This window comes from Aggregatilinea sp. (genome assembly GCF_036822615.1).
Taxonomy (GTDB): Bacteria; Chloroflexota; Anaerolineae; order Aggregatilineales; family Aggregatilineaceae; genus Aggregatilinea.
Genome location: NZ_DAISHJ010000011.1, coordinates 24630 through 37363, shown reverse-complemented (window position 1 = coordinate 37363; position 12734 = coordinate 24630). Strand labels below are relative to the sequence as shown.

General features: G+C 62.3%; 10 protein-coding genes. 9 read left to right on the top strand and 1 reads right to left on the bottom strand.

Features of this window, described 5'->3' with window-relative positions; translation table 11 throughout:
• The first annotated feature begins 7 nt into the window (after positions 1-7).
• From V7116_RS05850 to V7116_RS05810, 9 genes are all read left to right on the top strand, one after another.
• Positions 8-1702, top strand: a complete 1695-nt coding sequence (locus V7116_RS05850) for a sensor histidine kinase (protein WP_324390955.1) — start codon at positions 8-10, stop codon at positions 1700-1702.
• A 1-nt stretch (position 1703) separates the two neighbouring features.
• Positions 1704-2102, top strand: coding sequence for a response regulator (locus V7116_RS05845; protein ID WP_324390954.1), 399 nt, complete (start codon positions 1704-1706; stop codon positions 2100-2102).
• A gap of 195 nt (positions 2103-2297) precedes the next feature.
• The gene (locus V7116_RS05840; RefSeq protein WP_324390953.1) at positions 2298-3515 is read left to right on the top strand and encodes an MFS transporter; all 1218 of its coding nucleotides are present in this window, start codon (positions 2298-2300) and stop codon (positions 3513-3515) included.
• Between the two features lie 7 nt (positions 3516-3522).
• Complete coding sequence (locus tag V7116_RS05835) at positions 3523-4986, top strand: M20/M25/M40 family metallo-hydrolase (RefSeq protein WP_324390952.1); 1464 nt, start codon at positions 3523-3525, stop codon at positions 4984-4986.
• Between the two features lie 214 nt (positions 4987-5200).
• Positions 5201-6268 (top strand): 4Fe-4S dicluster domain-containing protein, encoded by a 1068-nt coding sequence (locus V7116_RS05830; protein WP_324390951.1) that lies wholly within the window; start codon positions 5201-5203, stop codon positions 6266-6268.
• A gap of 9 nt (positions 6269-6277) precedes the next feature.
• Positions 6278-7156 carry an FAD/NAD(P)-binding protein gene (locus V7116_RS05825; protein WP_324390950.1) on the top strand — a complete coding sequence of 293 codons (879 nt, stop codon included), beginning with the start codon at positions 6278-6280 and terminating at the stop codon, positions 7154-7156.
• The gene (locus tag V7116_RS05820) at positions 7156-8007 is read left to right on the top strand and encodes a hypothetical protein (RefSeq protein WP_324390949.1); all 852 of its coding nucleotides are present in this window, start codon (positions 7156-7158) and stop codon (positions 8005-8007) included. The genes V7116_RS05825 and V7116_RS05820 overlap by 1 nt, the downstream gene beginning before the upstream one ends.
• Positions 8008-8010: 3 nt before the next feature.
• The gene (locus V7116_RS05815) at positions 8011-9321 is read left to right on the top strand and encodes a Ni/Fe hydrogenase subunit alpha (protein WP_324390948.1); all 1311 of its coding nucleotides are present in this window, start codon (positions 8011-8013) and stop codon (positions 9319-9321) included.
• A gap of 69 nt (positions 9322-9390) precedes the next feature.
• The gene (locus V7116_RS05810; RefSeq protein ID WP_324390947.1) at positions 9391-9870 is read left to right on the top strand and encodes a hydrogenase maturation protease; all 480 of its coding nucleotides are present in this window, start codon (positions 9391-9393) and stop codon (positions 9868-9870) included.
• A gap of 70 nt (positions 9871-9940) precedes the next feature.
• On the opposite strand, the gene V7116_RS05805 is transcribed toward V7116_RS05810, so the two are convergent.
• Positions 9941-12658, bottom strand: coding sequence for an ABC transporter substrate-binding protein (locus V7116_RS05805; protein WP_324390946.1), 2718 nt, complete (start codon positions 12656-12658; stop codon positions 9941-9943).
• Positions 12659-12734 lie beyond the last annotated feature (76 nt).

The following is a 12734-nucleotide window of genomic DNA, read 5'->3' as shown; positions in this document are numbered from 1 at the left end:
TGGTGCAATGGAAGTCCTGAACAGGCTGATCGACGTTCGCTCGACGGACCCCGAAGACGCACGGCGTAGAAAGCTGCTTAACCTGCTGCTGATGGGCGTGGCGGGGATCACACTCGTGGCGCTGCTGGTGACGACTCTGGCTGTGGTCTTTATGCCGGGGGCGATGGATGATGCGGAAGGCGTCACGCTGATCTATGGCGGCAGCCTTGCAATGCTGCTCAGCCTCGTGGTGATCTATCTCATCAACCGGTCGGGAATGGGAGCGGTGGCAAGCTCTGTGTTCCTGGTCGCGCTGACTGTGATTTTTGCTTTCAGCGACAGCGCGTCCCAGGTGGCCGAGGGGCGCAGCCTGTTCCTGTTTACCATCCCGATCATTATGGCGAGCGTGCTGCTCCAACCGTTTGCCAGCTTCATTCTGGCGACGTTGTGCAGCGCCGTAATCTCGACCATTTCAATGACCCTCCTCGATGCCGTACCGACCATCCCGGCGATCCTGGGCTTCTACATCGTTGCCCTGGTGTCGTGGATGTCCGCGCGCAGCCTTGAGCGCGCGCTGAGCGATCTGCACGTGATCAACCGCGAGCTTGACCAACGCGTGATCGACCGCACGCACGATCTCGCGGAAGCGCTGTCGCGGGTACAAACTGAGTCCAACAAGAATCAGGCGATTCTCGAAAGTATCGCGGATGGCGTGATCGTCTTCGACCAGTCGGGAAAAGCCATCGTCGCCAACCCGTCGATCGCCATGCTGATCGATCGCACCCAGGACGAGATCACCGGCTGCGACATCGAGGCCCTGATGGGCAACGAGGTCAGCCCTGAGAATCGTGAGATGCTGAGCGGCGTGGTTCGTGGCAAGGGCATGGGCGACTACGGCACGAAGTTTGAATGGGGCAGCAAGACGTTCTCGTTGAGTTTCGCCACCGTGCAGGGCAGTGCCAGCGAGTCGATCGGGACCGTGGTGGTCTTCCGCGACTTCACGCGCGAGGCAGAGCTGGACCGGATGAAGGACGCCTTTATGTCGATGGCCTCGCACGAGCTGCGCACCCCGCTGAACGCGATCCTGGGCTACAGCGACATGCTCAAGGAGGGCGTATACGGCGCGATGAGCGCCGAGCAGTCGTCTACCCTGGACCGCATCATTGCCAATACGCGCCGGATGCTTAATCTGGTCAATAACCTGCTCGACCAGGCGCAGATGCAGGCCGGGAAACTGACCATGCACATGAGCAGCTTCTCGGTTGGCAGCCTGGTGGACGAATTGCAATCGATCATGTTCATCCTGGCCGAGCAAAAAGGGCTGCAACTGGACTGCTCGATTGCCGAGGATGTGCCCCCACAGGTCGTAAGCGATCCGCAGCGTTTGCAGCAGGTGCTCGTGAACCTGATGGGCAACGCGATCAAGTTCACGGATCAAGGCTCGGTGAGCCTGAACATCAAGTGTCCCGATCAGGAGCATTGGGCGCTGGAAGTGGTCGATACCGGGCCGGGCATTTCTGAGGACGCACAAACGTATATTTTTGAACCTTTCCGCCAGGTGGATGATTCGCAGGCGCGGCGGCACGGCGGATCTGGCCTGGGTCTGTCGATCGTCAAACAGATTGTGTCGCTGCTGAACGGGCAGATCAGCCTGTCCAGCCGGGTCGGGCAGGGGAGTCGCTTTTTAGTTACCTTACCGCTGACGGGAACCGAGGAGAGTTAAGATGAACAAGCAGGCGATGGTGATCGAGGATGACTACGACGCATCAGTGATTTTTGCGAAGGCGCTGGAAGTGCTGGGCCTGGAAGTACAGGTGTCTCACGATGGCGCCGAGGCGCTGGAACTGCTGGCCGACGTCGTGCCGGACGTGATCGTGCTCGACCTGCACCTGCCGAACGTCGTGGGAACGCAGATTTTGCAGCAGATCCGCGACGACGAGCGACTGATGGATACGCGCGTAATCGTGGCGACCGCCGACCCGCGCATGGCCGACTCGATCAAACCCCAGGCGGACCTCGTGCTGCTCAAGCCGACGACGTTCAGCCAGGTGCGCGATCTGGCCTCGAAACTGCTTTCGGTGCCCCGCTCGCAGAGCAAGCGGCAGGAAGCCTTCGACCGGTAATCTGCTGTCACGCCGGACCGGCTATGCGTATCTGCTTTGCCGGTCCGGTTTTTTGATCTCCTCTGATGCCTCATCTCGTTTTTTTGCCTACTACGCTCTGTTTACTCTCGTAATTTGTCGAATTGCCCATGAGATGCGACCTGTTTCGTGTTAGATTGGAGCTATTCCATCCGGCGCTGCCAACAGGGGATAATCGTGTTAAAGCAAACGTACACCATCCGGCGTTACAGCATGTTTGGTCTGTTGTACTTTACGCAGGGCACGATCTTCAGCTACTTCACGGCACTGAATGCGCTTTATCTGCTCGACAACGGCTTGACGATGTCGGACGTGGGCATCTTTTCGTTCATCGCCATGATCCCGTTCATGCTCAAAGTATTTTTGGGCATGGCGAGCGATCGCTACAGCCTCTTTGGGTGGGGGCATCGCCGCCCGTATATGCTGCTGGGGCTGGGGATTCAATTCGTCTGCCTGCTCATCGCGCCGCTGCTGGACCCATCGAGCGAGTTCGCGGCGTTGGTGGCGCTGGCCTTCGTGCTTCAGGCGGGCATGGCGCTGTACGACACCTGTACGGACGGGCTGGCGCTCGACACGACCGAAGAAGCAGAGCAGGGCACCGTGCAGGGCGTGATGGTAGGGGGGCGCGCGGTGGGCGTGGTGATCGCGGCGGCGATGGTAGGCCTGCTGGCGGATCATCTGGGCTGGCATTCGGTGTTCTGGGCGCTGGCAGCGCTGACGTTGCTGCCGGTGCCGCTGGTGCTCATGGCCCGCGAGCCTGCGCATACCCGCGAGCGCGAATTCGATTGGAGCGCTTTCCGCGCGTTCAAACAGCGCAGCGTGCTGGCGCTGGCGGGGCTGGGCTTTGTGCTGTTTTTGGTGATCACGGGCGCGAACCAGCTTGTAAACCCGTTCTTGGAAGATACGTTTAACATCGAGCTGAGCGATGCCGGGTTCACGACGACGTTGTGGGGCCTCGGGATGGTGTTTGGCAGCGTGCTCGCCAGCACGTTGGAGCGGCGGGTCGGCAAACGCGGCGCAGTATGGGCCGGGATGGCGATTTCGTCGCTGGCCGTGGCGGGACTGGCGCTGATCACCGTGCGCGCCGTCGCGTGGCCGCTGGTGGCGTTGTTTGGCGTTGCATACGGCACGTACATGACCGTTTATTTCTCACTCTCGATGAACTTCACCGATTTGCGCATCGCCGCGACCATGTTCGCCATTTTGATGGCCTTCACCAACGTTGCGGACGGCGCGGGTATGGCGATCAGCGGCGTGCTGTCCGACACAATCGGTTTCCGCGTCACGTTCGTGATCCTGGCCGCGCTCAATTTGCTGGCGATTCCACTGATCCCGATCATTTTCGGGCGGCGCGGATCGTCCGACGTCGTGGTATCCGAACCTGCCGTAGGATGAGTGGGCAATGCTCGCTGTGATAATTGTGCTCGTGGCGCTGGTGGCGATCCTGGTTGGCGTGGTCGCCTGGCGCACCTATACATTTCCGCTGCCTGTGACGCCGATCGCTCCGGTCGAGCTGGATCCGGTCGAGGCGGCGTCTGTCGCCGCGCACCTGTCGGCGGTGATCCAGTGCGAAACGGTCTCGGTGACTGGACCCGCCCCGGACGCGTACGCTGCTTTTGCGGCGTTGCACCGCTACCTCGAAGATACGTATCCTCGCGTTCATACCGCCCTGACGCGGCATACGATCAACGAGTGGAGTCTGGTGTACGAGTGGCGCGGAACGGCAGCGGACGCGGCCCCGATCGTGTTCATGGCGCATCAGGACGTCGTGCCGATCGAACCGTCGTCGCTGGGGCAGTGGACGCATCCTCCGTTCTCCGGCGCGGTCGCGGAAGGATACGTCTGGGGGCGCGGCACGCTCGACATCAAAACGCAGTTGGTCGGGCTGCTGGAATCGGCGGAGCGGCTGCTGGAACAGGGCTTCCAGCCGGAACGCACGCTGTATTTTGCCTTCGGCCACGACGAGGAAATTCAGGGCAAGCAGGGCGCGTGTGCCATCGTGAAGTGGTTCGAGGCGCAGGAGATACGCCCGGCGGTGGTGCTGGACGAAGGCAGCGTCGTCGTGGAAGACGTGTTGCCCGGCGTGCAAAGCCCGATCGCCGTGGTCGGTGTGGCGGAAAAGCGCCATACGATTCTGCGCCTGTCTGTCGAAGGCGAGCCGGGACACGCCTCTATGCCGCCCCAGGAGACGACAATCGCGCTGCTGGCCCAGGCGATTGCGCGTGTCGCGTCGCACCCGCTGCCCGCCACGCTGACCTACGTCACGCTATTGTTCCGTTACCTGGGGCGGACTGCGCCGCTGGCCCAGCGCGCTGTGTTCGCTAATCTCTGGCTGATGGGGCCGGTGGTGCGGCGGATGCTGGCCGCGTCGCCGCAGACGAACGCGCTCATCCGCACCACGACCACGCCCACGATCATCGCCGGAGGCCGCACGGAAAATGTGCTGCCGCACGCCGCCAGTGCGACGTTCGACTGCCGCCTGATGCCCGGCGACACGCCCGACTCTGTTTCGGCGGTGCTGCGCGATATCATTGCCGACGATCGCGTGCAGATAACGATCATTGCCGAGGGCGAGCCGACCGCCTCGCGGCTGTCACCGTGGGATACGGCGGCGTTTGAGACGCTCAGCGCGACGATTCGGCAGGTCTTTGGCGCGCTGCCGGTGATCCCCTATCTGACTGCCGGAGCCAGTGACGCGCGCCACTACACGGCGATCTGCGACAAGGTGTATCGCTTTACGCCGATGCATTTGCACGCCTCCGATCTCGACCGCATTCACGGCATTAACGAGCGCGTCAGCGTGGAGAACCTGGGCCGGATGGTGCAGTTCTACACGCAGTTGATGCGTTCCTGGGGCGCATCATAACCGTCGATCGATCCTCGTTGTTGCTCACCCTCTTGTACGAATCTGCTAATAAAAAACAATGTTGTGGCGGCCACCTTGTTTGTGAAGTGATGTCCGTCACAGCATTTACGGTCAAGCACCACTAGTAAACCGCACCTATCCTGCTATCGTAGAAACTAGCCGATTGTTCAAAATTTCTCAATCTCAATTATTGACCGTTTAACTGGAGTGGCCTATGAGTCTTTACGTGCTCGCGAAGGAGAAGCTTTCAGCTTTTGTCGAGGCGCTGCAGCCCGATTTTCGGGTTGTGGGGCCGGTGCAAACGCAGAATGGGTACGCGTTTGACGACATCAAAGAAGCTGAGCAACTCCGCTTGAGTTATCCCACCACCATTCTCCCGCCGAAGAAATACTTTCTGCCCCAACGTGAAACGCTGTTCAAGTTCCATACGGATACCGACGAGCAGGGCTCACGCCGAATACAGATGGAACCGGTCTTTCAGGGTGTGCGACCAACCGTGATCTTTGGCGTTCACACCTGCGATATGAACGGCATCCTGCTGTACGATCGTATGTTTTCCAACGGGTACAGAGACGAGCACTACATGGCGCGGCGCGAACAAATTTATATCGTTGGCGTCGAGTGCCTGTACCCGTGCGATGATGCGTCGTTCTGCAAGGATATGGGCACGCTGACCGCGCCGCCCGTATATGACCTGCATATCACCGAAGTAGATGGGCATTATCTCGTGGATACGGGCAGCGAAAAGGGCGAGCAGCTTTTGCTCAGCTATGCCCAGGTCAAGATGGCGACGACCGAAGAGATCCGGCAGTTGGGCCAGTCGCTGTCGTCCAAGTGGCCGCGCTTCCGCCACCGCCTGAAGATGGGCAAGGATCAGCTTCCCTCGCTCCTGACGATCAACTATGGCGCGAACACCTGGGACGAGCTGGGCGCAAAGTGCCTCGCGTGCGGATCGTGCACGAACGTCTGCCCCACGTGTTTCTGCTTCGACGTGCAGGATGAAGTGGAGATCACGATGGAGGACGGCGAGCGCTTCCGCACCTGGGACTCGTGCCAGCTTTACGAGTTCGCGCTGGTGGCGGGCGGGCACAACTTCCGCGACAGCAAGGCGTCGCGCATCCGTCACCGCTTCATGCGTAAGGCCAAGTACAACCAGCAGGTGCATGGGTTAATCGGCTGCACCGGCTGCGGGCGCTGCGAGCGTGCGTGTCTGGCGCACATCTCGATTCCCGCCACGCTGAACGCGCTGTACGAAGAAACTCAGATCGACGCGGGCCGGTAGGAGGGCGAGATGGCAGAAGTACTCGATGATGTGATGGTCTCCGATGTGCTTGAGTTCGAAGCGCCCGCGCCGTCCATTTACCTGCCCACGGTCGCCAAGATCGTTAAGGTGCGCACCGAAACCGAGATGGAGAAGGTCTTTTCCGTCCGGCTGCCCGGTGGCCGCCCGTTGGGGCACGCGCCGGGACAGTTCGTGATGGTGTCGCTGCCGGGCATTGGCGAAGCGCCGATCAGCGTGATGTCGTCGCCCAGCCGCACGCATGAGACGTTCGATCTGTGCATCCGCCGCGTGGGCAACCTGACCAACAGCCTGCATAAGCTGCTGCCGGGGGACGATATCGGCATTCGCGGCCCGTTTGCGCGCGGCTTCCCGATGAACGTGTTCAAGAAGAAGGATGTGCTGGTGGCGGCGGGTGGTTTGGGCCTCGCCCCGGCGCGCTCCTTCATCGACGAGATCCTCGATAACCGCGACGACTACGGGCGGCTGATCGTGCTCTACGGCGCACGCAACCCGTCCGAGATCCTGTTCCGCGACGAACTGCGTAAGTGGCGCATGCGGGACGACATCGATCTGCTGGTCACGGTGGACCGGCCCGACGAAAGCTGGGTAGGACACATCGGCGTGATCACGCGCCTGTTCCCGCGCGTGGAGATCGATCCGCTGAAGACGATGGCAGTCACCATCGGCCCGCCGATCATGTACCGTTTTGTGACGGTCGAGCTGCTCGGCAAGGGCTTAAGCCCCGATCAGATCTGGATGAGCTTCGAGCGCCGGATGAAGTGCGGGGTGGGGAAGTGCGGCCACTGTCAGGTGAATTATCGTTATAGCTGCCAGGACGGCCCCTCTTGGACCTATGCAGAGGCGTTGGCCTTTGAGGAGGCACTGTAATGTCTGGAAAACCAAAGGTCGCTTTTTTTGACTTTACAAGCTGTGAAGGCTGCCAGCTTACGGTCGTGGATGCGCTGCAAACGCATCTCGGCCTGCTCGACCTGATCGAGATCGTGGAATTCCGCGAGGCGATGTCCGAACGCAGCGACGAGTACCAGATCGCGTTTGTCGAAGGCTCGTGCACGCGCGCCAGCGACGAAGAACGCCTGCGCAAGATCCGCAAGCAGGCGGGTGTGGTGGTCGCTTTGGGCGCCTGCGCGCACCTGGGCGGCGTGAACGCGATGAAAAACCGCTGGCCGGTCGAAGAGGTGCAAACCTACGTCTACGGCGAGAACGGCAAGGAGTACTACGAGAGCTACGAGGCGCGCCCCCTCTCGGCGGTGATCGATGTGGACGTGGCGATTCCCGGCTGCCCGATCGATCGCCTGGAGTTCGTGCACATCGTGCAGCAGCTTCTCCAGGGCTGCAAGCCCAAGCTGCCCGACTATTCGCTGTGCGTGGAATGCAAGCTGTCGGAAAACGCGTGCCTGAACAAGCTCGGCAAGCCGTGCCTCGGCCCGATCACGCGAGCGGGCTGCCATGCGCTGTGCACCACTTATGGCGATGGCTGCGAAGGCTGCCGTGGATTTGCCCCGGAAGCGAATCTCGATTACATGCGCCAGATCCTTGAGGAGCAGCAGCTCCCCGCCGAAGCGATCGACGCCAAGTTCACCATGTTTAATGCTTACGCTCTGCAAGAAATGGGCGGCGACGCCCCGCTGAGCGGAAACGGCACCAACGGCAGCAGTCGCCGCCGCAGCCGGAAGCAAAACTGGCCTCGTTCGACGTTTGCCTCGCCTGAGGAGGTCTAACCCATGCCTGAGACGATCAACGTAAACATCCATCACCTGACCCGCGTCGAAGGCCACGGCAACATCGTCGTGGATGTCCGCGACGGCCAGTTGGAACGGTGTGACCTGGAAATCGTGGAAACACCGCGCTTCTTCGAAGCGATGCTGCGCGGGCGGCCCTACCAACAGGCGTCGCACATCACCAGCCGCATCTGCGGGATCTGCGCGGTAGGCCACGCGACGGCGAGCCTGCGCGCGACCGAGCATGCGCTGGGCGTCGAGCCGAGCGAGCAGACGGTGCGCCTGCGCAAGCTGGCCTTCCACGGCGAAATGCTCGACAGCCATATCCTGCACGCCTACATGCTGATCGCGCCGGACTTTTTGGGCGTAGGCAGCGTGATCCCGCTGGCCGCCAGCGCCCCGGACGTGGTGAAACGCGCGCTGCGCATGAAGCAGCTTTCCGGCGATCTGTGCAAGGTGATCGTCGGGCGGCACACGCACCCGATTGCGATGACGGTCGGGGGATTCACGCACTTCCCCAGCCGCAGCGAGCTTGAACAGCTCCGCGAGCGGTTCGCGGCGGCGCTGGTCGACGTGGACGCAACGGTCGAATTGTTTGGCACGCTGCCCTGGCCGAGCTTCGAGCGCGAGACGGAGTTCATCGCGCTGGTCCAGCCGGACGAGTACGGCTTCATCGACGGCATGATCGCCAGCTCCGACGGCGGCACGCTGCCGGTGGACGACTACCGGCAGGTGACCAACGAACGGCTAAATCCGCATTCGAGCGCCAAGCACTGCGCCTTCCACCGCGACAGTTATATGGTGGGATCGCTGGCCCGTTATAACCTGAAACACGAGCAGCTTCATCCGCGCGCCAAGGCCGCTGCCGAGCACCTGGGCCTGAGCGCACCCTGCTACCGCCCATATCTCAACAGCGCGGCGCAGGTGGTCGAGATCGTGCACTGTGTGGACGATGCGATCATGTTGCTCGATCAACTGCTGGCGACCGGCGTGCAGCCGGAAGATCCCACGCCCGTCACGCTCCAGCCCGGCGCGCGCGGCGTCGGAAGCTGCGACGTGCCGCGCGGCATCCTGTTCCACGAATACCAGATCGGTGAAAAGGGCCTGATCGAAGAGGCCAACTGCATCATCCCGACCGGGCAAAATCTGGGCAATATCGAGTTGGATATGCGCGCCCTGGTTCCGACGCTGCTTGAGGAGCCGCAGGAGCAGATCGCGCACAAGCTCGAAATGCTGGTGCGGGCCTATGACCCGTGCATCTCGTGCTCGACTCACTTCCTGAACGTTGAGTTTGTCGGCAATACGGCTGACTAGGGTAAGGGGAAACAGGGAGGCGGCCTGCGGGCTGCCTCCCGCCCTCGTCCCCGCAATCCCGATTCTGCGATGACCTCCACTGATTCCCACGCACACACGTTGATTTTGGGCGTCGGCAGTCCATTGATGGGCGACGATGCGGCAGGCGTTCTCGCCGTGCAGGCGATCCAGGCGCGCGCCGATCTGCCGCCCGGCGTGGACGTGTTCGACGGCGGCACGGACGGCTTCGGGCTGATTCCCGTGATCGAAGCCTATTCGCGCGTGATCGTCGTGGATGCGGCCCAACTCGATCTGCCGCCCGGATCGTTCCAGCGCTTCACCTGGGGCGACGTGCGCCTTGCCGCGCAAACGCACACGCTCTCGCTGCACCAGGGCGGACTGCCGGATGCGCTGCTGCTGGCGGAGGTATTGGGCAGCCTGCCCGCCGAGCTGGTGTTTTACGGCATCCAACCGGAGCAGGTCGCGTGGGATGCGCCGCTCAGCGAGGCGGTCGCGCAGGCGCTGCCCGCGCTGGTCGAGGCGATCCTGCGCGAGGCGCGGACGGGCTGACGCACGAAAACGCCGCACAAGCCGGTGATGCAACCCTGTGCGGCGCTCGACTTTTTCCCGTTACTTGCGATTACCCAATCTGAAACGTGTCCGCCGTGGACGGATCGACCTGTACGGCGCAGGTGGTGAACTGCTGGTAGTAGCTGCCGAAGTCGTCGCTGGTCGGATCATAGGGCGGGATGGCCGCGGCGCACTGCTGGTAATCCCGAGTGAACTGCTCCGCTGCGGCCAGCTCCGTTTGCAGGTCGACACCCTCCGTCACGTAGCGGTCAAAGGCGCGGTTCAGCCAGAACGAAAGCAGAGTGGTGCCCATCGCGCTGGGATCGAAGTTGAAGCCGTTCGGGAAGATCACCGTGTTGGGCTGGCTGAGCAGCGCGTCCATCGTCTGGTAGAACGCGACCGTATCCTGACCCTGCACAGCGGCAACGTCGGGGTCGTTGATGACGGACCGGCGCGCGGGCATGCTGGTCATGAGGTCAGCATGCTGCGACAGCTCGCTGATGAAACGGTAGCAGGCGTCCGTTGCCTGGGTGTTCGCGCTGATGTAGGCCGCGCCGACGTCATAGGACATCGCCGTATAGGCCGATCCCTGCGGGAACGTGGCGAGCGGATCGACTTGTGGCTGCGCCACCGGTCCCTCATCCTCGTCACCGCCAGCAGCTGAGCTGCTGGAAATCGCCATGACCGTCACTCCGCCGCCCGCGCCGCTGATGTCGCTCAGGGCCACGGTGTAAAGCGGCGTGTTGTTCTCCCCGCCGATCGAGATCGCCATCGTCGCGCCGCTGCTCGCCAGCTTGGAGTAAGCGATATAGCCGTTTTTGGCGAGGTCGAGCACGCGCTGGATAGCCGCAACCGTGTTCGGATCGGTGAAGTTGATCGTCACGGGATTGGTGCGGAAGTCCAGCGGCAGCCCGCCATAGGCGGCGATCAACATCAGCAGGTGCGTGTTGCCGAACGTGCGCGGCACGAACGGCTCGCTGTCGCCGGACATCGTTTTGAGCGCTTCCAGCGCGTACTCGAAGTCCTCGGTTGACCAGCCGTTGACCGGATCGACTGCGCCCGCTTGCTCGAACAGGGTGGAATTGAAGCGCAGCGCCATCGGTTGTATGGTAATGGGCATGCCCCAGGTCTGGTCGTCGCGCTGGAGCTGCTGCATCACCCCGTTGACCATGTCAGCCGGATCGTAAGTGGGATCAGCCGCCATCAGCGGGTCCAGGCTGCGCAGCAGGCCCAGGTCGCCGGTCTGTGCGACGCTGCTGGATGCCAGGAAGCAGTCGTACTCGTTCACCATGTCATCCAGTGCTCCGGGAACGTCCGCGTCAAGCTGGACCAGCCCCACTTCGGGATCGCGCGCGGCGAAGTCGGCGGCGAAGGCGTCCCACTGTTCCTGGTTGGGCAGCGGCATCATCATGGACGAGATCCCAAACCGGAGCGCGATTTCGCCGGGGGCAAGTTCTACCGCTGGCTGTGGAGGTTGTACGGTGATGTGCGTCGAAGCGCCTCGTTCCGCTGAGGCTTGCAGGCGCGCCAGCGCTTTTTCCTCTATCGCCATCAGCGCTTGCGAGGCGTCCACGTCATTTTGAAGCATGTAGTCGATCGCCTGGTTGAGATATTCCGAGAAGCGCGTTTCGCTGGCCGGATACGCCTGATCCAGCGCGACGGGCAGCAGTGCCGCTATGTCGGAAGACTGCGCGCCGCCGCTCCAGACTTCGTTTGCGTTTTCACCCTGAGGGGCAAGACTGCGCCGGGCCGGCGTTGCGCCCGCGAAGCTGTTGGCGAGCTGTGAATGGGCGGTCAGGGTCTTCGCCAGCTCGTAAGCCAGCTCCGGGAACTGGGTGCCGCTGCTGACCGCGAAACCGTTGGTATCCAGCCCCGCGTGTCCGCCGGGCAGAAGGACCGGGGTGAGCGGCTCGGCGGCATCGGGCGACGCGAAGCTGAAGGCGCTGCGCCCAATTTGCAGTGGTGGTGGGACGATTTCGGTGCTCACCGCGCCGCTGGTCTGCGGCGGGTCGAACAGGCCGTCGGCTTTCATGTCTTTGATGAGGGTCAGATAGTGTTCCAGCTCGGGGCTGTTGAAGTTTGGCACGCCCGGCGTCACGCTGTCATCCACGACGCCCTGGCCTAACAGCGAAAGCAGCAGCAGGTTTGTCGCGTTTGCCATATCCATGTAACCACGCGCGGCGACCTTTCCGTCCGCGTCGAGCGGCGTCAATGCGCGGATCGCGTTCTCGACGTCTTCGAACGTGCGCCATGTATCGGGGTAGGGCAGCCCGGCGGCGTCAAACGCGGCCTTGTCGTAAAACAGCAGGATCGGGTCCGCCGCGATGGGCAGCGCCCAGAAACCGCCTTCCCACTGGAACGCCTGCCATACAGCATTGTAGAAATCCGCGCTGTTCAGGTCAGGATCGCCGTTCACCAGCGGCATCAGGTCGAGGAAGTAGTGTGCGCGGGTGATTTCGGGCGACAGATCGCCCGAACTGACCGCCAGCACGTCCGCCGAGCTGGCGTAGTCTTCGCGCTCGTCCAGCACGTCCTCGATGTCGCCCTGACCCGCGCCGCTGCCCATGCTGATCATCATCATCGAGCTTCCGTCCGTCACCAGATCGACGCGGACGCCGGGGTGGTCGGCCTCGAACTGCTCGACGGCGGCTTTGACCGCTTCTTCCAGGTAGCCGGGGACGGCAAGCTGCAGCACCGTCTCCTGTTCCTGGGCGTGCAGCGGCCCAATTCCAGCCGCCAGCACGGTGATCAGCAGGACGACGGTCAGTAGTATTCTGGATGGTCTCATCAACGCAATCTCCTTGGCGCCACAATTGGCACGATACATATCGTCCCTAACTGTGCCGTTGGCAGATTGCGGCGTG